The sequence below is a fragment of the Plantibacter flavus genome (assembly GCF_051487245.1).
Taxonomy (GTDB): Bacteria; Actinomycetota; Actinomycetes; order Actinomycetales; family Microbacteriaceae; genus Plantibacter; species Plantibacter flavus_B.
On sequence record NZ_JAHVDH010000005.1, the window covers coordinates 520759 to 542975 of the forward strand.

At 69.1% G+C, this 22217-nt stretch carries 16 protein-coding genes; 8 read left to right on the forward strand and 8 right to left on the reverse strand.

Annotation, left to right across the window (positions count from 1 at the left end; all coding sequences use genetic code 11):
* Nucleotides 1–32 precede the first annotated feature (32 nt).
* Nucleotides 33–1022, reverse strand: a complete 990-nt coding sequence (locus tag KXS11_RS15345) for an ABC transporter permease (RefSeq protein ID WP_437386481.1) — start codon at nt 1020–1022, stop codon at nt 33–35.
* A gap of 52 nt (nt 1023–1074) precedes the next feature.
* On the reverse strand, nt 1075–2781 hold the full coding sequence (locus KXS11_RS15350) for an ABC transporter substrate-binding protein (RefSeq protein WP_437386482.1): 1707 nt from the start codon (nt 2779–2781) through the stop codon (nt 1075–1077).
* A gap of 165 nt (nt 2782–2946) precedes the next feature.
* Between KXS11_RS15350 and KXS11_RS15355 the strand changes: the two genes are divergently transcribed.
* Nucleotides 2947–5169 (forward strand): alpha-galactosidase, encoded by a 2223-nt coding sequence (locus KXS11_RS15355; RefSeq protein WP_437386483.1) that lies wholly within the window; start codon nt 2947–2949, stop codon nt 5167–5169.
* A gap of 38 nt (nt 5170–5207) precedes the next feature.
* On the opposite strand, the gene KXS11_RS15360 is transcribed toward KXS11_RS15355, so the two are convergent.
* Complete coding sequence (locus KXS11_RS15360) at nt 5208–7673, reverse strand: glycoside hydrolase family 2 protein (protein ID WP_437386484.1); 2466 nt, start codon at nt 7671–7673, stop codon at nt 5208–5210.
* A 140-nt stretch (nt 7674–7813) separates the two neighbouring features.
* Here KXS11_RS15360 and KXS11_RS15365 point away from each other — a divergent pair, with 140 nt between their 5' ends.
* Nucleotides 7814–8968 (forward strand): ROK family protein, encoded by a 1155-nt coding sequence (locus tag KXS11_RS15365; RefSeq protein WP_437386485.1) that lies wholly within the window; start codon nt 7814–7816, stop codon nt 8966–8968.
* A 33-nt stretch (nt 8969–9001) separates the two neighbouring features.
* On the opposite strand, the gene mmuM is transcribed toward KXS11_RS15365, so the two are convergent.
* Entirely contained in the window at nt 9002–9919 is a 918-nt protein-coding gene (mmuM, locus tag KXS11_RS15370; RefSeq protein ID WP_437386486.1) for a homocysteine S-methyltransferase, read from the reverse strand.
* 72 nt (nt 9920–9991) lie between these two features.
* On the opposite strand from mmuM, the gene KXS11_RS15375 reads away from it, so the two are divergent.
* Entirely contained in the window at nt 9992–10858 is an 867-nt protein-coding gene (locus KXS11_RS15375) for an IclR family transcriptional regulator (protein ID WP_437386487.1), read from the forward strand.
* On the opposite strand, the gene KXS11_RS15380 is transcribed toward KXS11_RS15375, so the two are convergent.
* From KXS11_RS15380 to KXS11_RS15390, 3 genes are all read right to left on the reverse strand, one after another.
* The gene (locus tag KXS11_RS15380) at nt 10803–11585 is read right to left on the reverse strand and encodes an IclR family transcriptional regulator (RefSeq protein WP_437386488.1); all 783 of its coding nucleotides are present in this window, start codon (nt 11583–11585) and stop codon (nt 10803–10805) included. The two genes, KXS11_RS15375 and KXS11_RS15380, sit on opposite strands and share 56 nt — an antisense overlap.
* A 100-nt stretch (nt 11586–11685) precedes the next feature.
* Entirely contained in the window at nt 11686–12837 is a 1152-nt protein-coding gene (gene alr, locus KXS11_RS15385; protein ID WP_437386489.1) for an alanine racemase, read from the reverse strand.
* Entirely contained in the window at nt 12834–14381 is a 1548-nt protein-coding gene (locus KXS11_RS15390) for an amino acid permease (RefSeq protein ID WP_437386490.1), read from the reverse strand. Before KXS11_RS15390 ends, alr begins: the two co-directional genes overlap by 4 nt.
* 272 nt (nt 14382–14653) lie before the next feature.
* On the opposite strand from KXS11_RS15390, the gene KXS11_RS15395 reads away from it, so the two are divergent.
* Both KXS11_RS15395 and KXS11_RS15400 read left to right on the forward strand, forming a co-directional pair.
* Nucleotides 14654–15706 carry a homoserine dehydrogenase gene (locus tag KXS11_RS15395; protein ID WP_437386491.1) on the forward strand — a complete coding sequence of 351 codons (1053 nt, stop codon included), beginning with the start codon at nt 14654–14656 and terminating at the stop codon, nt 15704–15706.
* The gene (locus KXS11_RS15400; protein ID WP_437386492.1) at nt 15703–17118 is read left to right on the forward strand and encodes an aldehyde dehydrogenase family protein; all 1416 of its coding nucleotides are present in this window, start codon (nt 15703–15705) and stop codon (nt 17116–17118) included. The genes KXS11_RS15395 and KXS11_RS15400 overlap by 4 nt, the downstream gene beginning before the upstream one ends.
* Before the next feature lie 46 nt (nt 17119–17164).
* Here KXS11_RS15400 and KXS11_RS15405 read toward each other — a convergent pair whose 3' ends face one another.
* Nucleotides 17165–17626, reverse strand: a complete 462-nt coding sequence (locus KXS11_RS15405) for an Lrp/AsnC family transcriptional regulator (RefSeq protein WP_437386493.1) — start codon at nt 17624–17626, stop codon at nt 17165–17167.
* Between the two features lie 98 nt (nt 17627–17724).
* Here KXS11_RS15405 and KXS11_RS15410 point away from each other — a divergent pair, with 98 nt between their 5' ends.
* The 3 genes from KXS11_RS15410 to adhP all read left to right on the forward strand — a co-directional run bounded on the left by KXS11_RS15410 (nt 17725) and on the right by adhP (nt 22013).
* On the forward strand, nt 17725–18993 hold the full coding sequence (locus KXS11_RS15410) for a trans-sulfuration enzyme family protein (RefSeq protein WP_437386494.1): 1269 nt from the start codon (nt 17725–17727) through the stop codon (nt 18991–18993).
* 306 nt (nt 18994–19299) lie between these two features.
* The gene (locus tag KXS11_RS15415) at nt 19300–20775 is read left to right on the forward strand and encodes an MFS transporter (RefSeq protein ID WP_437386516.1); all 1476 of its coding nucleotides are present in this window, start codon (nt 19300–19302) and stop codon (nt 20773–20775) included.
* 227 nt (nt 20776–21002) lie between these two features.
* The gene (gene adhP, locus KXS11_RS15420) at nt 21003–22013 is read left to right on the forward strand and encodes an alcohol dehydrogenase AdhP (RefSeq protein ID WP_437386495.1); all 1011 of its coding nucleotides are present in this window, start codon (nt 21003–21005) and stop codon (nt 22011–22013) included.
* Nucleotides 22014–22217 lie beyond the last annotated feature (204 nt).

Below are 22217 nucleotides of genomic sequence, written 5' to 3' on the forward strand. Positions count from 1 at the left end.
CGTGGCCGGCTTGTCCGAGATGTCCGCGCGCATCAGGCGTTCACCCGGGTGCGCGGGTCGATGAGCCCGTAGAAGAGGTCGACGATGAGGTTCGCGCCGAGCACCGCGAGGGTGATGTACAGGAAGATGCCCTGCATGAGCGCGTAGTCGTTGTTCGTCACCGCGGAGAGCAGCTTCGACCCGATGCCCGGGTAGGAGAACACCTGCTCGGTGACGATGGACCCGGAGACGACGAAGCCGAGCGCGATCGCGAATCCCGCCACAGACGGCAGCACGGCGTTCCTGGCCGCGTAGTTGCGGAGGATGCGTCCTTGGCTGAGCCCCTTCGCCTGCGCGGTGAGGATGTAGTCCTCGGACAGCGTCGAGACCATCATGTTGCGCATGCCGAGCAGCCAGCCGCCGAGTGAGGCGATCACGATCGTCAGTGCCGGGAGGAAGCCGTACTGGATGGCCGAGGAGATGAACTCCCAGCTGAACCCGGGGTCGAGGATGACGTCGTAGCCGCCCTGCGAGGGGAAGAGCTTCAGCGTCGTCGCGAACACGTAGACGAGGATGAGCGCCAGCCAGAAATACGGCACGGCGGCGAGCAGGGTCGTCGCCGGGACGAGCGAGTCGAGCCACGTGCCCGGCTTCCACCCGACGATGGCGCCGAGGGAGACCCCGATGATCGTCGCCAGGATCGTCGCGATGCCGATGAGGGCGATCGTCCAGGGCATCGACGTGCCGATGACCTCGGTGACCGGGGTCGGGAAGTAGCTGACCGACACCCCGAGGTCACCGCGGAACACGTTGACGAGGTAGTTCCAGTACTGCAGCGGCAATGGTTCGGAGGAGTCGCCACCGAGAAGGAGCTCGTAGGCCTTGCGGGTGTCCGGGGTGACGATGCCGCCCCGTTGCTGCAGCTTGGCGAGCAGGATGTCGACCGGGTTGCCCGGCAACAGCCTCGGGATGAGGAAGTTGATGGTCAACGCCGCCCAGAGGGCGATGGCGTAGAACCCCAGCTTGCGGACGAAGTAGTTCACGACGTCCCTCCCGCGCGCGGCACGGCGCGCTCCTTCTCGGTGACCGTCATGACTACTTCCCCGTCGGCTTCAGCGACTTGAAGATCTCCGCATTGTCGGGAGACGCCCAGATCGCGGGGAACGCGTACAGGTCGTCGAGCGTCGGCCACCCGGTGAACTTCTCACTGTGGAACTCGCTCGTCGTACCGCCCGTCATGATCGGGATGTAGGGCATGTCGGCGACGATCTTGGCCTGGATGATGTCGAACTGCGCCTGGCGAGCCGCCGTGTCGGTCGGGTTGGTGGCCTTCAGGACGGCGAGCGCCGCGTCGACCTCGGGGTCGCTGAAGCGGGCGACGTTCTGCGGGGCGACCTCGCCGACCGGCGCGGTGAACGCCGTGTTGAAGTACTTGTCGTAGAGGTAGTACGGGTCGGACGCCGCCCCCTGACCGAGTGAGTCGATGGCGAGCTGGTAGTTGCCCTTGCCCTTCTTGTCGGTCCACTCGTTCCACGAGGACTGCGAGACCTTGAGGTCGATGCCGACGGCCTTCAGCTGCTGCGCCATCGTGTCGATCGCGGTGATGTAGTCGGTCCAACCGGTGACGACCTCGACGGTGAGCGAGAGCTTCTCGCCGTCCTTCGCGTACACGCCGTCGGAACCCTTGACCCATCCGGCACCCTCGAGGAGGCCAGCAGCCTTCGCCTCGTCGGGCGCGCTCGGGGCGATCGGTTCGGCGATGGCCGGGGAGATGAGGTCCTTCTGGGTGGTGGTGAGCGCGAACGTCGGCGACATCTCGCTCGCGGTGTTCTGGAACGCGAGGGAGTTCACCTGGTCGCGGTTGAGGGCGTAGTAGACCGCCTGACGGACGGCCGGGTCGGTCTGCGGTCCGACGCAACCGAGGGACGCGCTCGAGCAGGTGAGCAGCGCCATCTGGTTCTGCGGGATGGTGATCGCCTCGTAGCCGGGGTAGGTGGTCGAGACGTTCTCGAGGTCGGGGACGGGGCCCGTCTGCCAGTCGATCGTGCCGGCAGCGAGTGCGTCGGCTCCGGCGGTGTTGCCGGAGAGCGACAGGTAGCGCACGGCCTTCACGGCCGGCTCGCCGTCCCAGTAGTCGGGGTTCGACACGAGGGTGAACGCCTGGGCCTTGAAGTTGCCGAGGGTGTACGGGCCGGTACCGACCGGCTTCTCCATGACGTTCGTCGTGGGATCGATGTCCTTCCAGATGTGCTCGGGGACGATCGGTGTGCGGCCGAGGAGGGTCGGCCCACTGACGAAGGCGGCGTAGTCCCAGGTGAACACGACGTGCGTGTCGTCGGTCGCCTCGACCGTGCCGTCGAAACCGCCGTTGTTGATCGACGGGGTGTCGATGAGCTGCTTGAAGGTGAAGACGACGTCGTCGGCGGTGAAGGCCTCGCCGTCCGACCACTTCACGTCGTCACGGAGGGTGACGGAGAGCTGCGTGCCGTCGTCGTTCCAGCTGTACTCGGTGCCGAGCAGGGGCTTGTAGGCGTCGGTGTTCACGTTCGTGACGAAGAAGAGCGACTCGTAGATGGTGCCGATGCCTCCGATGCTGGAGGGCGAGTAGGGGTTGAAGTTGATCTGGTAGTCGCCGGACTGACCGGTGTAGGCGACGAGTGTGTCCGCGGCGGAGGCGGAGGAGCCGCTGGATCCGCTGGACGGGGAGCACCCTGCGAGCAGCAGGGCGGTGGCGGCGGCCGCGACGGCCCCCACCACCCAGGTGCGACGTCGGGGCCGGGAGCCCGTGGAGTTGAGGAACATCGTTGATCCTTTCCCAGGCGCGGACCGCGGTGGGCAGTCGACGCCGACTTCGTGAATGGGGGTGGATTTTTCCACCCGACGGCACCATTGTTACTTAGGTAAATTATGTGCGTCAAGCACCTCGGACGAACTCGTTCCGATCCGACCCCGATTCGAAAGGGCCCCATGACAGACCTCGTGGACACCCGGCCGCGCAGCGACGACGCCGCCGACCGAACCAGCTCCGCACCGCTCGTGCACCTCAGACGGGACGGTGTCTCCGTCGTCGTCGAGACCTCGACCGAGCAGCCGGATCGCACCTCCCGCCCCGTCCTACCGACCGTGCTGCACTGGGGACGCGACCTCGGCGCCGTCTCCGCGGGCGAACTCCGCGACCTCGCGGCAGCACTCAGCCGGCAGACGCACCCTGGCACGCTCGACGCCGCGTGGCAGGCGTCGATCCTGCCCGTCGAGGGCGACATGTGGGCTGGGCGACCGGGGCTCTCGCTCTCCCGATCGGGCGTCGCGCTCCACCCGCGGTGGGCGAGCGTCGTCTGCACCCCGTCGGCGGATGATTCTGCGCTGTCGGTCGTCGCCGACGACCTGCAGAACGGATTCCGCCTCTCCTCCCGCATCGCCATCGAGACGGGCGGCGTGGTGAGCGTCACCCACACCGTCACGTCCACGACGGAGGCGGCGAGCGCACTGGGCGTCGAGTGGGTCGAGGCGACGCTGCCGACCCCGAAGGCCGTCGACCACCTGACGACGTTCGCCGGCCGCTGGACCCGCGAGAAGGTTCCGAGCACGGGCATCGTTCCCCGTGGGTCGACCGTGCGCCAGACGCGGCGCGGGCGGGGAGGCCACGATGCACCGATGCTGTACCTCGTGTCGATCGACCCCCCGCGCGACCGCGGTGGAGAGCTGTGGGCGGTGCACCTCGGCTGGAGCGCCGACTGCACGTACCGCAACGATCGGCTCCCCGACTCCGTCGACGTGATCGGTGCGGGTGAGCTGCTCCGCGTCGGCGAGATCGGTCTCATGCCCGGCGAGGCATACACGACACCGACGGCCTACTTCGCCTGGTCCGGCGCCGGTCTCGACGGCCTGTCCGAACGGTTCCACCGGTTCGAACGCGCCCGTCCGAACCATCCGTCGACGCCGCGGCCGCTCGTGCTCAACACCTGGGAGGCCGTGTACTTCGACCACGACCCGGTGGCGCTGCTCTCGCTCGCGGAGCTGGCCGCGACGGTGGGTGTCGAACGGTTCGTCCTCGATGACGGCTGGTTCCACGGACGGCGCGACGACACGACGGCGCTGGGCGACTGGTTCGTCGATCGGGCCGTGTGGCCGGATGGTCTCGGACCGCTTGCCGACCGGGTGCACGAGTTGGGAATGGAGTTCGGACTCTGGTTCGAACCGGAGATGATCAGCCTCGATTCGGAGCTCGCGCGGGCGCACCCCGACTGGCTCCTGCATGCCCCGGGCCATGTCCCGACACCGGGCCACCTGTCGTGGCGCACGCAGCACGTGCTCGACATCGCCCGCGACGACGCCTACGAGTACATCCTCGGCCGTTTGCACGCGCTCGTCTCGGAGCTCGGGATCGACTTCATCAAGTGGGACCACAACCGCGACCTGGTCGAAGCGGTGCACGGCGGCCGGCCAGGCGTCCACGTCCAGACCGAGGCACTGTATCGGCTGATGGCCGAGCTCAAGGCGCTCCATCCCGGTCTCGAGATCGAGGCCTGCTCGTCTGGAGGCGCCCGGAGCGATCTCGGCATCCTCGACGTGGCGGACCGCGTCTGGGCGAGCGACTCGAACGACCCGGTCGAGCGTCAGGACATCCAGCGCTGGACGCAGCTCCTGCTGGCTCCGGAACTCGTGGGCGGCCATGTGGGGCCGACGACTGCGCACTCGTCGGGCCGCACCACCCCGCTGTCGTACCGTCTCGCGACGAGCCTCATGGGCTCGGCCGGCTTCGAGTGGAACATCGCGGAGTGCACGCCAGAGGAACGGGAGACGATCACCCGCTGGGGCGCACTCTACAAGGAGCTGCGACACGTCATCCACACGGGTGTCGCCGTGCACGCCGACGTCCGAGATCCAGCACTGCGCGTGGTCGGAGCCGTCGCCGAGGACCAGTCGGAGGCGGTCTTCACCATCGCGAGCGTCGCGACACTCGAGGACTCGCTGCCCGAGCGCGTCCGGCTCCACGGCCTCGACGTCGACGCGAGCTACCGTGTGCGGGTCCGCGACGAGGTCGGGGTGTCACGCCACGGCTTCGCGACGCCCGGCTGGATCTCGGCGGGCGAGATCACGCTGCCCGGACGGGTGCTCGACTCGATCGGGCTGCAGATCCCACCCCTCTGGCCGGCTCAGGCACTCGTCCTGCACCTGACCCGGATCTGAACCCGGCTCGGGGACCGGGAGTCCCGGTCCCCGAGCCCTCAGCGCCCGGCCAGCAGTCCGTTCGCGTGGCGCAGCACCTCGTCCGCGAGGAACGCCACGGGGTCGAGGCCCGGCCGGGCGGTCACCGCAAAGGTCGCGTGCTCGCCCGCCAGGAGCGTCACGAGTCCACGGTCCACAGTCGCGTCCTGGTCGACCCGGTCGACGAGCAGCGTGACATCCCGCGCGTAACTCGTCGCGGTCACCGTCACGACGTAGCGGCCGGGCGACTCCTCGGTCGCCTCACCATCGATGGGCCGTGGCGCGAGGTGTTGCCCGACGACCTCGGCCGGATCGTGCACGGCACGGGAGAAGCCGTCCAGCTCGGCGAAGAGCAGCTCGCCGCTCGGATCATCGAACGCCACCAGCGCCGCAGGGACGGTGACCGTTGCGGCACCGCGAGCACCGACCGCGGCAGGGACCGATGCGGTGGACAGCACCGTGCCGTCGAAGGCGGTCCGGCGGAGCAGCACCTCTCCCGACCACGCGGCGGACGTGTCGTTCAGCACGACGAGCGAGAGTCCGTCGTCGCGTGGCTGGAAGGTCGCCAGACGTGGCTCGTACACGGCGCGCAGCGCGAACCACAGCGGCTTCCGGTGCTCGGCGAAGTCGACCGCTGCCCAGGAGACCACGGGCCAGCTGTCGTTCAGTTGCCAGACGATGACGCCGGTGTTCTGCGGCGCCAGCGAGCGGAGGTGCTCGATCCCGAACCGGATCGCTGCGGCCTGGTTCAGTTGCGTGGCCCAGTGCCACTCCTCGATCGTCCGCGGCTCGGGGAGGTGCCCGCGCATGCCGCGTTCGAGCTTCAGATTGCCCTGGTCTGCCTTCTGATGGACGAGCATCTGTCGCCCGTACGGGTCGAGCGGCTCGTCGTGGACGACGTCGACGAGCGTCGACCACGCCGGCGGCCCCTGGAACCCGAACTCCGACGCGAACCGCGGACGGTGCTCACGGTAGTCGGTGTAGTCACGGGTGTTCCAGACGTCCCAGATGTGCATCGTGCCGTTGGCGGCGTCGTTCGGATGCAGATACTCGGAGAACGAGTACGGGCTCGCCGGCGAATAGGACCTGCTCGGGTCCAGCTCGGCGATGAGCGCGGGGAAGAGCTCGCGGTAGTACCGCTCTCCCCACGTCCGGCCGGCGAGTTCCGGCCGCCAGCCCCACTCGACGTACCCCCAGATGTTCTCGTTGTTGCCGTTCCAGATCACGAGCGACGGGTGCGGGCTGAGTCGGGTGATCGCCTCGCGAGCCTCCGCCTCGACCTCCTCGGCGAGCCAGTCCTCCTCCGCATAGGCGGCGCAGGCGAACAGGAAGTCCTGCCAGACGAGGATGCCCGCCTCGTCGCAGGCGTCGTAGAAGTCGTCGGACTCGTAGATGCCGCCACCCCAGACCCGCAGGAGGTTCATGTTCGCGTCGACGGCGTCACCCACCCGGCGCCGGTACCGGTCCCGGTCCACCTCGGTCACGAAGGCATGATCGGGGATCCAGTTCGCCCCGCGCACCTGCACGAGCGCGTCGTTGACGTACACGTCGAACGGGGCTCCGAACGCGTCGGGGGTCGTGTCAACCCGGACGGTCCGGAAGCCGACGCGCGATCGCCACGGCTCCACCGGGGACGCTGCGTCGACGATCGTCACGACGGCGTCGTACAGCGGCTGTGCGCCGTGACCGGCCGGCCACCACACGTCGACGTCCGGGAGGGTCGCCGTGACTGTCGGCGAGGGCGAACCGGGCGCAACGGCGACGGTCTCCACGATGTCACCGACGGTCAGCCTGAGGCTGACGCGGCTCGACGAGATGCCAGCCCACTCGAGCTCGACATGGGCGTCGAGTCTGCCGTCGACCGCGCCGGCGCGGTGCACGAGGTCCACGAGCGGGCGGACCGAGGCGATCCGCACGCCCGACCAGCTCTCGATCCCGATCGCCTTCCAGATCCCGCTCGTCGCGACGTCGATCCCCCAATCCCAACCGAAGTTGAACGCCGCCTTCCGGAGGGCGTTGTACGGGTGGTGGTTCACGTGCGGGCGGGGGCCGTTGGCGACGGAGCGGGCCTCCGCTTCGGGGACAGGGGCCGCGAAGGTGATCGAGAGGGTGTTGGCTCCGACGACGAGCTGCTCCCGGACGTCGAACCGGTGACTGCGGTGCTGGTTCTGGGTGCGGCCGATCACCTCGCCGTTCAGTTCGATGGTGGCCACCGTGTCGAGCCCGAGCGCCACGAGGTCGTGCCGCTCGGAGCCGTCGTCCTGCCAGTCGAAGGTCGTCGCGTACCGCCAGACCGTGTCGCCGATCCACTGCTGTGCGGCCTCGTTGTCGGCGTCGAACGGCGGGTCGATGAGTCCGGCGGCGAGCAGGTCGATGTGGGCGCAGCCGGGCACGGTGGCAACGATCGTCTGTCCGCGGACGGCGTCGGGGATGGGGCCGTCCACCGCGGTGAGCGTCCAGTCTGCGTGCAGGGGGAGGTGGGCCATGAGCTTCCTTGCGTCGGGGCGTGGATCGGATGACGGCGCCTCGGCCGTCTGCTACTTTATTACCTAAGTTTACAAAGTCCGTCAAGCACGGCCCGAGCGATAGGCTCCCGATGTCGATGTCGTTGAGAAAGCGAGGACAGGTGTCGGATCCGAACGTCACCCCCAGCGCCCGCGACTGGCCGTACCTCGCCGACGCCGAGCGCGGCGCCCTCCGCGAGCTCCTGATCCACGGCCCCCTCCCCCGCGCCGAGATCGCACGACGTCTCGGCGTCTCCCGCGCGAGCCTCACCCGCGCGACCCGGGTCCTCATGGAGCAGTCGATGATCACCGAGGGCGAGGTCGCCCTGCGCGCAGCGATGGGTCGGCCGAGCGAGATGCTCGTCGTCCGACACGACACCCACCACTTCCTGGGCGTGAAGCTCACCGGCGACGCGGTCTTCGCGGTCGTGACCGACCTGGGCGCGCAGATCGTCGCCTCCGTCGAGGAACCGCTCGTCTCCACCTCCGTCTCGGACACCGTCGATCAGATCGCCGCGATCCATGCGAGGTTCGCGGAGCGGTTCGACGACATCCATGCAGCCGGCGTGTGCCTCGCCGGTGACCTCGCCCGTGTCGACGGACGCCAGATCGTCGTGGTCTCGTTCTTCCTGCAGTGGCGCGACGTGCCACTGGCGGAACTCCTCAGCGAGCGCCTCGGCATCCCGGTGACCGCCGACAACGACGTCCGAGCGCTCACCGCCGCCGAGCACTGGTTCGGTGCCGGTGCCGGCTGCGACTCCCTCGCGGTCGTGACGGTCGGCGCCGGCATCGGGTCCGGACTGGTCGTCGACGGCGCCGTCGTCACCGGCCACCACGGCCGTGCCGGCAGACTCGACCACCTCATCGTCGATTCGAACGGCCCGAGCTGCGGGCTCGGGCACCGCGGCTGCGCGAGCGCGTACCTGCCGAGCGAGTCGATCGTCGAGGCCATCGGGGTGCCCGACCTCGACTACGCCGGAGCGGTCGAACTCGCCCGAGCCGGTCACGAGGGAGCGCAGCGCGCGTTCGACGACGCCGGTCGTGCGCTGGGCGTGCTGATCGGGACCATTCTCAACGGCCTGGATCCCGAGAAGATCGTCCTCACGGGCGAGGGCCTCGCTGTCGTCGAACTCGCCGGTGACAGTATCGACCGCTCGATCGAGGCCGTGCGGCTGCCGAGCGAACAACCGGTGCCGCTCGATGTCCAGCCGTTCGAGTTCACGGAGTGGGCGCGCGCGGGAGCGGTGGTCGCGATCCGCTCCGTCCTGCACTTCTGACCCTCCCGTCGGCCCGAGCGAGGAGCGCCCCGCTCACCGAGCCCGACGTTCGTCGACGTCCGCTGCTTCGAGCTCAGCCCGCACAGCGGTGATCGCGGGAGGCAGCACCCGGCAGCAGCCGCCGATCAGCGTCGCACCGGCGTTCGACCAGGCGCGGACGTCGCCCGCGCCGGACGCCCCGCGCCAGGCTCTCGCGGCACCGTCCCAGACCTCCCCGGAATTGGGATAGACCACGATGGCACGATCGGTCACCGCGCGAGCAGCCACGATCGCCGGAAGCACCTCTCGCGGATGCGAACAGTTGATGCCGACGGCTTGGACCTCATCGACGCCATTGGCGAGGCGGAACCCCTCCTCCATCAGCTCGCCGGAACGCAGACGGCCCGCCTCCACGGTGAAGGAGAGCCAGGCTGGCACGCCGGAGCCGCGGACGAGGTCCATGAGCGCGGTCGCTTCGTCGAGCGTCGGAACGGTCTCGAGGGCGAGCAGATCCGGAGCTGCGTCCACGAGGACGCCGAGCCGTCGCTCGTGCCAGCGCCGCAACTCGGCGCGGCTGAGCCCCGAGTCGCCGCGGTACTCGGAGCCGTCGCCGAGCGTCGCACCGTACGGGCCGATCGAGGCGGCGACGAGGAGCGGAGCGGCGGATGTCGAGGACGCGACGGCACTCGACCGCGCCGCTCGAACGAGCTCGACGCTCGCACGGAGCAGCTGGTCCGTCTCCGCCGGGGTGATCCCGATCCGCGCGAACGGTTCGAATCCCACCTGGTACGACGCACTGATTGCGATCTGGGCGCCGGCTGCGAAGAAATCCTCGTGAGCTGCCTGGATCGCAGCTGGATCGCTCACCAGCAGTCGGGCGCTCCACAGCTCGTCGGACAGGTCATGACCACGAGCTTCGAGGAGGGTGCCGAGCCCACCGTCGACCGTCCACCATCCGCGGTTCAGATCCATGACCTCATTGTGCCTCGATCCCGTCGTCTGCGACGTCCGAGCCGGAACGGACTCGGACGGTAGGGTCTCGGTATGGCGACAGCGGATGACGGCGGTGACGGCCTCAGCAGCATGGGTCGCGGATTCGAGGTGATCTCGTGCCTCGCCGGCCTCACGGACGACGGAGGTGGTCGCCCGGCGCCCGGCGCCACCGTCGCCGAGGTCGCCGGTGCACTCGGTCGCGACCGTTCGCAGGTCTCCCGCGTGCTCGCCGCACTCGCGCAGCAGCGCCTGGTGGTCCGCGGACCGGATCGTCGCTACGCCCTCGCGTGGGAGTGGTACGCCGCTGCACAGGAACTCACGGAACGGCGTCTCCGATCGATCGGCCTCGGGATCCTCGAAGACCTCGCAGACGAGCTCGGTGAAGCCTGCTTCCTGGGGGTCCTGTCCGGTGCGAGCACGCGCACGATCGTCGAGAGCGTGCCGGCCGCGTCCCGGCTCATCGGTTCGTGGATCGGACGCAGCTATCCGGCGTTCTGCAGCGACGCCGGTCAGGCGGTGCTCTGGGACGCCGATGACGAGGAGATCCGCGACGTCTTCGCCGAGACGAGCTTCGAGAGCGCTGGGCCGAACGCGCCGCGGTCGGTGGACGACTTCGTCACCAGGCTGGACGCGGCTCGGCGACGCGGCTACGCCGTCATCAGCGAGGAGGCGGAGCCCGGGCTGTTCGCGGTCGCGACGCCGGTGTTCGACTTCCGCGGCGAGGTCGTCGCTGCGCTCCAGGTCGTCGGGACCCGGGAGGCTCTGGAAGCGCGCACCGTCGAGCTGGCAGCCGCCTGCACCCGCGCATCGGCAGCCCTCTCGACGGCACTCGGCGCACCTTCCGCGAGAGACGCCCTCGGTGCTACTGCGGCTGCTCGCCCGTCCGACGAGCGGACGAGGCTGCTGCGAGCGCGCTGAGGCGACCGGCGCTCGTCCGGAGTTCCGCCGGAGCACGTCGGGCGAGCTCGGCGTTCGCGCTGGCACCCGACACGGACAGGGCGGCGATGATCATCCCTTCGCGCCGGATCGGTACGGCGTAGTCGGTGACGCCACCGACGTACTCGTCGACGGCGCGAATGGTTCCGGCCTCGCGGTCGCGAGCGAGCAGCGCGCCGAGCTCGGCGACGTTGTGGGCAGCCGCCGGGCCACCGACGCCGATGAACTGCACGTCGTCCAGGAGCGCTGCGAGCTGCGCGGCGTCTCGGTCCCACAGCAGGGCTCGTCCCGATCCGGTGCACCACACAGGCGTCGCCATGCCCGCGCGGATCGAGGTGTCGACGGCGTTCGTGCCCGATTCGAACCTGAGCAGCAGCGCGCGCGGCCCGTCCGCGACGCTCACGGCCGCGGTCACGTCGAGGCGCGCGGCCAGCGATCGGAGTTCTCGTCGGGCCGCACGCAACCACGGTGCGTTGAGCGCTCGACCGGGGGCAAAGTACGCGGGACCCGCGCTCAGCTGCGAGGTGTCGTCACGATGCAGGTAGTCGATGCCGCGGAGTTCCTGCGTGAGTCGTGACACCCGACTGCGTTCGATCCCGGTGACATCCGCAAGCCGGGCTGCCGTGTGCCCCACCCGGCCGGACCGCTCGCGGTCGACGGCCGCTGCGAGCAGGACGAGTCCCTGCGAGAGCGAGGTCGGCGTGCTCATCGGTGGTCCTCCGGAGGGTCGAGGCGGGTGCAGCACCGTCAGCCTACTGCCGCACGTCGAAGCGCTCGGCGACCGAGGAGGCCGACAGCGCTGGGAGCCGTCACGGACCCTGGAGGCTCGGCGTCCGGACGCCGGCGCGGGCGATCCGCGGCACCAGCCTGCCCCATGCCGTGTACAGGTCGGCGGCGATCTGACCGCTCACCCGCTCGATCTCCCTGGAGGAGATCCGCTCGTCGCCCTGGTCGCCGTAGAGCACGACCTCGTCACCGAGGCGCACACCGGGCAGATGGGTGATGTCGATGAGGAAGGTGTTCATCGCCAGCCGGTCGACCACTGGAGCGCGTCGGCCGCCGACGAGCACCTCGGCGCGCCCGCCGAGACTGCGGTGGTAGCCGTCCGCGTATCCGACCGGCACGACGGCGAGCGTCGAGGGACGAGAGAGCAGGTGGCGCCGGTCGTACCCGACGGTGTTCCCGGCCGGATAGCCGTTGATCGCCGCGATGCGCGACACCAGGCGCATCGCGGGCCGCAGCGCACCACCGAGGAGGTCGGTGTCGCCGTAGAGGGCGGCTCCGATGCGCACGAGGTCGAAGTGGCTCCTCGGCTCGCTCAGGCTCACATGGGTCGTCGCGCAGTGTCGCTGCACGGGTCCACCCCGCCCGGCCGCACCGAGTGCGGTCACCGCGATCGACGACTGCCGTGCGAACGTCCCGACGCCGACCGCGACGTCGGCCGGGTCGTCGCTCGGGAAGTGCGAACAGACGCCGACCGGGTGCACTCCGCTGAACCGAGCGATCGCGTCGAGCTCCGCGGCGGCACGACCGTTCCCCCAGTCGATGCCGTCGCGGCTCAGCCCGGTCGAATTGATCGACAGGTGCACTCTGATGGTGCTCCGGCGCGCACGGGCGACGCGGTCGACGAGGCGGGCATGTGCGAGCCCGCCGACCCACTCCTCGATACCGGCCGCGATGCCGTCGTCGATCTCGTCCTCGAGCGCAGCCCGGAGCCGCAGGATCCGACCGGTGTACCCCAGTTCCCGCGCAGCATGCGCCTCGGCGTTCGCGGTGATGCCGATGCAGGTGAGCTGCTCGTCGAGGATCGCCGGGAGGACGAGGTCGACACCGTGCCCGTAGGCGTCCGCCTTGACCACGGCGCACAGCTCGGTGGAGGGGTGCAGCTGATCGCGGACGACCGCGAGGTTGTGGGCGATCGCTGCGGTGTCGATCTCGAGCCAACCCGGCGCGGCGCTCACCGGCCGGCGACCTCGACAGCACCCTCGGCAGCACCTTCACCGGACGGCTCGGGAACCGTCTCGGCGGCGTCGACCGGTGCCTCCTCGGACTGCCGAGGGAGTGGCGCCTGCGCACCGCGTCGCCCGTACCGCCACCAGAAGAACCCGTAGCACGCGATGACGAAGGGCACTCCGAAGTACAGGGCGGCGATCTGGTTCGGGTCGAAGGCGATGGCCACGACCGACGCGAGCAGGAGCGCGAAGGCCAGGATCGGCACGAACGGGTACCACGGTGTCCGGTAGGCGAGCGTCCGGATGTCGCCACCGGCCCGCACGAAGGCACGACGGTGGAAGAACTGCGAGGCGACGATCGACATCCAGACGGCGACCACGGCGAACCCGGCCACCGACACCAGGGCGAGGTACACCGTCTCCGCGGCGATGACGCTCGACAGCAGCGACACGAGACCGATGCCCATGCTGACGCTCAGCGCGACGATCGGGATGCCGCGCCGGGTGAGCCGCATGAAGGCGCGGGGCGCGTGCCCCTCCTCGGCGAGCGAGAACAGCATGCGGGCGCAGGAGAACAGGCCGCTGTTGCCGGCCGAGAGGAGCGCCGTGATGATCACGAAGTTCATGATGTCGGCGGCGTACGGAACGCCGACGTACTGGAACACGTCGACGAACGGACTCGTCGTCAGCCCCGCCTGGTCGTAGGGCAGGATGGCCGCGATGACCGCGATGGAGCCGACGAACAGGACCAGCAGACGGAGGACGGTGGAACGCAGCGCCTTCGGGATGTTCTTCGCCGGGTCCTTCGTCTCCCCGGCGGCGACGCCGATCAGCTCGGAACCGCTGAACGCGTAGAACACCGCGAGGGAGGTGACGAGGACACCGGTGGCACCGGCGGGGAACAGACCGTCCGGTGTGGTGAAGTTCGAGAACAGCACGGCCCCGGGGTGCTCGCTCGACAGCGGGGTGAAGCCGAAGATCGCGGCGGCCCCGAGAACGATGAGCGCGATGATGGCGACGACCTTGATGATCGAGAACCAGAACTCCGTCTCACCGAAGACGCGCGCGGAGATCGCGTTCAGGACGAAGAGGATGCCGGCGAAGACGAGACACCACACCCACACCTGGACGTCCGGGAACCACCGTTGCATCAGGATGCCCGACGCGGTGAACTCGGAGCCGAGGGCCACGACCCAGCACAGCCAGTAGAGCCAGGCCGTGGTGAAGCCGGTCGCCGGGTTGATCGATCTGGACGCGTAGATGTGGAACGCGCCGGACACGGGATAGGCGATCGCGAGCTCACCGAGGCAGGTCATGACGAGGTACACGACGAGCGCGCCGACGAGGTAGGCGATGATGGCGCCGAGCGGCCCCGCCTGACTGATGGTGTAGCCGGAGCTCAGGAAGAGGCCGGAACCGATGACGCCGCCGAGGGCGATCATCACGAGGTGTCGGGCATCCATCGACCGCTGGAGCTTGCGCAGCGGGACCTGGGTGGAGGTGGTGTGGGGCAGGGCGTTGGGCAGGTCGGTCTGCCCGGGGGAACGGCGCATGGGGTCTCGCATTCTTGCTCAGGATGAGATGACGAAGATGTGCGGGATAGACACTCCGATGTGTTTATCGAGCACGTTTGCTGTTCCCGGAGAGTACTCGGACCATCGCCGCAGCACAAGCGATGATCGGCGAAGCCCGCGGACCCGTGAGCGAACCGCCGCTTCGTCGCCGCGACCGACGGAATGACCAGTCCGACGACCATTCCGACATGCGACGGCGAACACGCCTCCGCCGCAGGCTGTTCGGCATCCACCACCTTCGAGGAGCCCCCATGAACCACTACGACCTGGCCCTGATCGGCTTCGGCGGCGTCAACCGCGCCCTCGCCGAGATCATCGCGAACCGCGGCGACGAGCTGGCAGAGGACCTCGGCTTCAGCCTGCGCGTTGTCGCGATCACCGACCTCCGCCTCGGTTCGCTGATGCAGGCTGACGGCATCAACCTCCCCGCCGTCCTCGCGATGAGGGAGGGCACCTTCGCCGACTGGGACGGGGGCTACGCGAGCCTCCACAACGACTACGTGATCCGGAACACCACGGCCGACATCGTCGTCGAAGCCACGTTCACGAACCCGGTCGACGGCGAACCGGCGATCTCCCACGTGCGAGCCGCCCTGGAGTCCGGCAAGCATGTCACGACGACGAACAAGGGCCCCGTCGCCCTCGCCGGCGCTGAGCTGCAGGGGATTGCGGCCGCGAACGGCGTCCGATTCGAGTACGAGGGCGCGGTCATGAGCGGCACCCCGGTGCTGCGTCTGGCGACGCAGACGATGCAGGGACTCCGCATCACCGCCGTCCAGGGCATCCTCAACGGCACGAGCAACTTCGTCCTCGGCCGCATGGAGGCCGGGGCCAACCTCGAGGACGCGATCTCCGAAGCACAGGCCCTGGGTTACGCGGAGGCCGACCCCACCGCCGACATCGAGGGGTGGGACGTCCAGCTCAAGGTGGCGATCCTCGCGAACGAGATCCTCGGCGGTGACGTCACCACTGCGGACGTCGAGCGTCGCGGCCTCTCGTCGGTGACCCCCGACGACATCCGGACCGCCCTGGCGAAGGGGGAGCATTGGAAGCTCGTCGGTTCGGCGAGTCGGGACGAAGCAGGGCACATCACGGCGAGCGTCGCACCGGTGGCGCTGCACGCCGAGCACCCGCTCGCGAGCATCTCCGGCGCCACCAATGCGATCGCCTTCGAAACCGATCTCGTCGGCACCGTCACGGTGAGCGGCCCGGGCGCCGGGCGCACGGAGACCGCCTACGCCCTGCTCAGCGACATCATCGCGATCCACGCCACGAGCCGCGTCGCCGCAGGGTCCGAGCAGTGAGCGCCACGGTGACGACGCTGCAGCGTTCCACGCAGACCGCTCCCCCGCTCGTCGTGCGCAACCCGTTCGACCAGACCCAGATCGGCACGGTCGGCCAGAGCACCGCGAGCGACGTCGAGCAGATCGTCGAGCGGGCGCGGACGGGGTTCCGCGCCTCGCGATCGCTCTCCCGGTTCGCCCGGCACGAGGTGCTCGAACGGGCTGCGAGGCTGCTCGAGGAGCGTTCCGAGCGCGCCGCGCGACTCATCGTGCGCGAGGCGGGCAAGACCATCCGGCAGGCGCGGAAGGAGGTCCGCCGCGCGACGATGACCCTGTCCCTCTCTGCGGAGGCGGCCCGTTCCACACCCGGCGAGATGATCGCGTTCGACGCCTTCGAGGGTTCCGAGAACCGCCGCGGATGGTTCACCCGCGAGCCGCTCGGGATCATCCTGGCGATCACGCCGTACAACGACGCACTCAATCTCGTCGCCCACAAGATCGGGCCGGCGATCGCCGCGGGGAACTCCGTGATCCTCAAGCCGTCGCAGCTCACACCGCTCACGGCCCGATTCCTCGTCGAACTGCTCGTCGACGCCGGCCTGCCGGACGAGATCGTCACCATCGTCCATGGCGACCGGGACCTCGCCCGCGCACTGGTCGAGGTGCGCGAGGTGCGGATGGTGTCGTTCACCGGCGGGTTCGCGACCGGCGAGGCCATCGCGCGGGTCGCCGGGGTGAAGCGGCTCGCGATGGAGCTCGGCGGGAACGCTCCCGTCATCGTCTTCGCCGATGCCGACATCGACGCGGCGGTCGAGGCGTGCGTCTCGGGAGCCTTCTGGGCGGCGGGCCAGAACTGTGTCGGCACGCAGCGCATCCTGATCGAGCGCAGCGTGTACGAGGCGTTCAGGGACCGGTTCGCCACCCGGACCGCCCTGCTCGTCGCCGGTGATCCCGCCGAGGAGTCGACCGACGTCGGCCCGATGATCAGCCCGGAGGCGGCGACCCGCGTCGAGGCACTGGTCGCCGACGCGATCGCCGCAGGAGGTCGGGTGCTCACCGGCCATCGGCGGGCTGGGTCGCTCTACTGGCCGACCGTCATGGAGGGGGTCGGGCGGTCGTCGGAGCTGTGGTCCGACGAGGCGTTCGCTCCGGTGGTCGTCCTCGCCCCCTTCGACACGGAGGACGAGGCCGTCGAGCAGGCCAATGAGACGGAGTTCGCGCTTCACACCGCCACGTTCACGGCCGACCTCGCGCGCGCGATGCAGGTCTCCGAGCGACTGGAGTGCGGCGGTGTCATGATCAACGACTCCTCCGACTACCGGATCGACAGCATGCCCTTCGGTGGGGCGAAGTACGGGAGCATGGGGCGAGAGGGCGTGCGGTTCGCCTACGAGGAGATGACGCAGCCGAAGGTCGTCTGCGTGAACGCGTGAGCCCAGCCGGGCCGACCGGGCGGCAACGCCCTGCAGGCCCGGCGGGTCAGCGCCGATCGATCACGCGTGCCAGCGAGACCGACGTGACGGTGTTGTCCACGCCGGGAAGCGCGGCGATCTCCTCCCAGATCTGACCGAGTCGGTCCATCGACTCCGCGGTCACGGTGACGAGGAGGTCGAACTCGCCCGAGAGGATGTCGCAGCGCACCACCTCGGTGATCCGGGACAGCGCCGACACCACGCCCGCACCACGCATGCGATCGGTGCGGTACACCATGACCACGGCGGTGACCGCGTTGCCGGCCGGCGTCCCGCGCACGAGGGTGTAGCCGGCGATCACCCGGTCCCGCTCCATGCGGTCGATCCGCTGCTTGACGGCGTTCCGCGACAGGTGCACGCGCGCCGCGAGGGTGACGAGGGGGACCCTGGCGTCGCTCGTCAGCGCGGCGAGGATCTCCCGGTCGATGTCGTCGAGATGCAGCGCCATCAGCATCACTCCTTCGTGCATGAAAGACAATTGTAAATGCTTAGGATGCACGTTAGCGTAGGCCATCGGTGCCCCAGAGGGAACCGACCACGCAATGCCGCACCACCGAGAGGACCACGATGACGAGCCGACCAGATCGCGCCGACCCCCGCACGCTGTCCGAACTGAGCCTCGCCGTCCATGGCGGCAACCGACTCGACAGCACGAAGGCCTTGCGCACCCCGCTCGTGATGGCGAACTCCTACGCGCTTCCGGCGGACCCGAGCGAGATCAGTTGGTCCGCGACCACCGGGGGCCTGTACACGCGGAACACCGGGGTGAACCAGGCAGCGCTGCAGGACAAGCTCGCAGCGTTGGAGGGCGGCGAGGACGCCGTCGCGCTCGCCAGCGGGGTCGCCGCCCTCCACGCGGTGTTCTTCACCCACGTCCGGGTCGGCGACCACGTCGTCGTCAGCGACGTCACCTACGAGGCCACCTGGCGCCTCTGGACCGAGTTGCTCCCGGGGCGGTACGGCATCGAGGCGACCTTCGTCGACATCGGTGACCACGACGCCGTCCGAGCGGCCATGCGCCCGGAGACGAAACTCGTCTGCATCGAAGCGATCGCCAACCCCACCAACAGCGTCGCCGACGTCCGGGCCATCGCGGACATCGCGCATGCGGCGGGAGCGATCCTCCTCGTTGACTCCACCTACACACCGCCGCCGTTCTACCGGCCGCTCGCCGACGGCGCGGACCTCGTCGTCCACTCCCTCACGAAGTACATCAACGGGCACGGCGACGCCATGGGCGGCGCCGTGGTGGGTAGCCACGCACTGATTGAGCCGATCAAGGCGGACGCGATGGTCGACGTCGGCGGAGTCATCTCCCCGTTCAACGCCTGGCAGATCCAGCGAGGCTCCGTGACCCTGCCGCTTCGCCTGCGCCAACACCTCGCTTCAGCGCAGGAGATCGCGGAGTTCCTCGAGGCCGACCCGCGGATCGCCTTCATCGCCTATCCAGGACTCCGATCGCATCCGGACCATGAGCTCGCCGCCCGCCAGTTCGGCGGCCGTGGGTTCGGTGCGATGATCGCCTTCGCCGTCGACGGCGACCCGGACGCCCAGAACCGGTTTGTCGCGAACCTCTCCCTGATCACCTCCGGTTTCTCCCTCGGTCACGACGACTCCCTCATCGTGCACACCGGCACGGAGGGCGGGCGCGTGGCCACCTATCCAGAGCCCTTCCGGCGGTACGGACACCTGCGACTCTCGGTCGGCCTGGAAGACACGGCAGACCTCATCCGGGACCTCGCGGCCGCCCTGGACGACACCTTCGGGCCCGTCGGTTCCCAGGTCGGTTCACAGGTCGCGGGGCACGTGGACGGGTGTGCGGGGCAGCTCCCATAACACAGTCCGGTGCCCAGCCGCTCGGGGAGACGCCCGCTCGAACACCTGGTATCGTCGCTTCCCGTCCCAAGCCGATGACGGCTGGGCCCGCCGCACGACGTGAAGCTCCCGAGCTCCGTGCCAGTGCGCGAGGCCCGCCTCCGGCGTTTTTCTCGGGCACTGAGCGATCACGCGAGTGCCGAACGATTCAACACGACTGCCAGGAAACGAGGAGTACTTGTGAACTCCAGCGACAAGAGTGCATCACCGTCCACCAACACCACCACCCCCAGAGCCGGTCGGAAGCCCGTCCGGAAGACCAGGCGACTGCGCGTCGACGACGTCCTCGTCGTGAAGCGGTCCAGGATCCGGACCGCGATCTCCGGAACCGTCGTCGGCAACTTCATGGAGTGGTTCGACTTCGGGATCTACGGCTACCTCGCCGTCACGATGACGGTCGTCTTCACCGAGGGCCTGCCGCCCGAGGCGGGCATCCTCGTGACCCTGTTCGGGTTCGCCGTGTCCTTCCTCGTCCGCCCTCTGGGTGGCGCGATCCTCGGCCCGCTCGGCGACAAGTTGGGCCGGAAGAAGATCCTCTTCCTCACGATGTCGATGATGGCGGCCGCGACCGCGCTCATCGGTGTCCTGCCGACGGCCGCGCAGATCGGCCTCTGGGCGATCGCACCGCTCTACCTGCTCAAGATGATCCAGGGCTTCTCCACCGGTGGTGAGTACGCCGGTGCCGCCACCTACGTGGCCGAGTTCTCCCCCGACCGTCGTCGCGGGTTCTGGGCGTCCTGGCTCGATGTCGGCTCCTACGTCGGCTTCGCCGCCGGCGCCGGCACGGTGGCCGTCACCACCCTCATCGTCGAGTCCCTGGCCGGCTCGAACGGGATGGTCGAGTTCGGCTGGCGCATCCCGTTCCTCATCGCCCTGCCCCTCGGGGCTGTCGCGGTGTGGTTCCGCCTCAAGATCCCGGAGACCCCCGCCTACGAGGTGGCGGAGAACGCCGGCGGAACCGACGCGGCGAGCGCGGACCCGATGGCCCGCCAGGGCATCGGCGGCATCTTCCGTCACTACTGGCGCCAGATCCTCATTGCGATGGCGATCGTCGCCGCCACCCAGACCGCCGGCTATGCCCTCACGAGTTATCTGCCGACCTACCTGGAGAAGGATGTGGGCGTCTCCAACATCACCGCCGCCGTCTCGACCATCCCGGTGCTGCTCGTGATGTCCGCGTGCCTGCCACTCGTCGGCCACCTCTCCGACAAGCTCGGCCGGAAACCCGTGTATCTGATGGCCGTCGTCGCGACGCTCGTCCTCATGGTGCCGGCGTTCGCGGTGATGCAGATCGGTGAGGTCTGGTCGATCATGATCGCGCTCGTCATGATCGCGGGCCCGGTGGCGCTGTGGGCCGGTCCCTCCGCCGCGTCGCTGCCCGCGTTCTTCCCCACCGCTTCGCGTTTCGGGGCGATGGCGATCGCGTTCAACCTGTCGGTGTCGCTCTTCGGCGGCACGACACCGCTCTTCAGCGAGTTCCTGATCCAACTCACCGGCAACACGTACATGCCGGCGTTCTACATCATGTTCTTCGCGGCGGTCGCCGGTGTCGCGGTGGTCACCATGAAGGAGTCCGCGCGTCGTCCGCTCATCGGCTCGGTGCCGACCGTCGAGACGAAGGCGGAGGCGGTCGAACTCGTCGAGGGCCAGGACGACAACCCCCTCATCGACACTCGGACGATGCCGCTCGACATCCTGCCCGGCCAGGTACCGGCCCCCGAGCAGCCCACACCCGTCGCATAGCTACGGACGCCCGGCATCGCCGGGCGTCCGTCGACGGACCACCATGGGCGCGTGCTCCTGCTCCGCCCTCTGCGGTCAGGGGAAGACGGGCGTGAGTCTCCGCCTGCGTCCGTCGATCCCCGGAGGACGTTCGGCCCACCGGATCGACCGCACGTGAAGCAGGGTGATCGCAGAGGGCCCTCCGGCCCCGATCGAACCGATCCCGTCCGCTGCACGAAGGATTCCCCATGAAAGCCGCCGTCGTCACCTCGTTCACCGCACCCCTGGAAATCCAGGAGCGTGCAGTCCCGCAGCCAGGGGCGGGCCAGGTGCTGATCCGCCTCGAGACGTGTGGCCTCTGCCACACGGACATTCACGCGGCACACGGCGACTGGCCGGTGAAGCCGCAGCCGCCGTTCGTGCCCGGACATGAGGGCATCGGTATCGTCGAGGAACTGGGATCCGGTGTGACCGAACGCACCGTCGGCGAACGCGTCGCGATCCCGTGGCTCGGCTCCGCGTGCGGCGAATGCCGGTTCTGCATCGACGGCCGGGAGACGCTGTGCGAGCGCCAGCAGAACAGCGGCTACTCGATCGACGGTGCCTTCGCTGAGTACGCGGTCGCCAGCGCGCGCTTCGTCGTGCCCGTTCCCGACGGGCTGAGCTCTCTCGACGCCGCACCACTCAGTTGTGCCGGGGTGACGACGTACAAGGCCATCAAAGTGGCGCACGTGCAGCCGACCGAGCGCGTCGCGGTCTTCGGTGTCGGCGGGCTCGGCCATCTCGCGGTGCAGTACGCCCGCATCGTCGGGGGCTCGGTCATCGCCGTGGACATCGAGGATGAGAAACTCGACCTGGCGACGGAGCTGGGCGCCGAGCACGTCGTGAACGCGGCGAAGGTCGATCCGGTCGCGGCGATCCAGGCGCTGGGCGGCGCAGACGTCGCGGTCGTCCTCGCCGCCTCACCTCGAGTGTTCGAACAGGCATTCTCCTCGCTCAACCGTGGCGGGCGACTCATCTGCGTCGCGCTGCCGGCCGACCAGGAGATGAGCGTCTCGATCTTCGAGACGGTGCTGAAGGGCATCTCGATCATCGGATCCATCGTCGGCACGCGGCAGGATCTCGCAGAGGTGTTCGCCCTCCACGCCGCGGGCCACACGAGGATCATCGCGGAGACACGGAGACTCGAGCAGGTCAACGAGGCCATCGCCGAGGTGCTCTCAGGCAAGGTCCTCGCCCGTCTCGTCTTCGAGTACTGAGCGACGGGCGTGACTCCAGACGCTCGCGCTGCGGGATCGACGGCCCGGTCCACGGTGGGCCGGAGACTAGTCAGGTGTGCCCAGGATCAGCGCGGACCTGCAGGACTGCCCGTGTCTGACGTCCCACGGGACGGCACAGCCTCCACTGCGGTTCGCGATCGGAGCAGGAGCAGAGGTCGACGCTGTCGGCAGGGACGCTCGCTC

What these genes read in the sequence shown, in the direction of transcription:
- KXS11_RS15360 (WP_437386484.1), bottom strand. Translation starts at nt 7,673, where the DNA reads ATGGCCCACCTCCCCCTGCACGCAGACTGGACGCTCACCGCGGTGGAC.
- KXS11_RS15410 (WP_437386494.1), top strand. Translation starts at nt 17,725, where the DNA reads ATGACGAGCCGACCAGATCGCGCCGACCCCCGCACGCTGTCCGAACTG.
- mmuM (WP_437386486.1), bottom strand. Translation starts at nt 9,919, where the DNA reads ATGGATCTGAACCGCGGATGGTGGACGGTCGACGGTGGGCTCGGCACC.
- KXS11_RS15395 (WP_437386491.1), top strand. Translation starts at nt 14,654, where the DNA reads ATGAACCACTACGACCTGGCCCTGATCGGCTTCGGCGGCGTCAACCGC.
- KXS11_RS15380 (WP_437386488.1), bottom strand. Translation starts at nt 11,585, where the DNA reads ATGAGCACGCCGACCTCGCTCTCGCAGGGACTCGTCCTGCTCGCAGCG.
- KXS11_RS15355 (WP_437386483.1), top strand. Translation starts at nt 2,947, where the DNA reads ATGACAGACCTCGTGGACACCCGGCCGCGCAGCGACGACGCCGCCGAC.
- KXS11_RS15405 (WP_437386493.1), bottom strand. Translation starts at nt 17,626, where the DNA reads ATGCACGAAGGAGTGATGCTGATGGCGCTGCATCTCGACGACATCGAC.
- KXS11_RS15350 (WP_437386482.1), bottom strand. Translation starts at nt 2,781, where the DNA reads ATGTTCCTCAACTCCACGGGCTCCCGGCCCCGACGTCGCACCTGGGTG.
- KXS11_RS15375 (WP_437386487.1), top strand. Translation starts at nt 9,992, where the DNA reads ATGGCGACAGCGGATGACGGCGGTGACGGCCTCAGCAGCATGGGTCGC.
- KXS11_RS15390 (WP_437386490.1), bottom strand. Translation starts at nt 14,381, where the DNA reads ATGCGCCGTTCCCCCGGGCAGACCGACCTGCCCAACGCCCTGCCCCAC.
- adhP (WP_437386495.1), top strand. Translation starts at nt 21,003, where the DNA reads ATGAAAGCCGCCGTCGTCACCTCGTTCACCGCACCCCTGGAAATCCAG.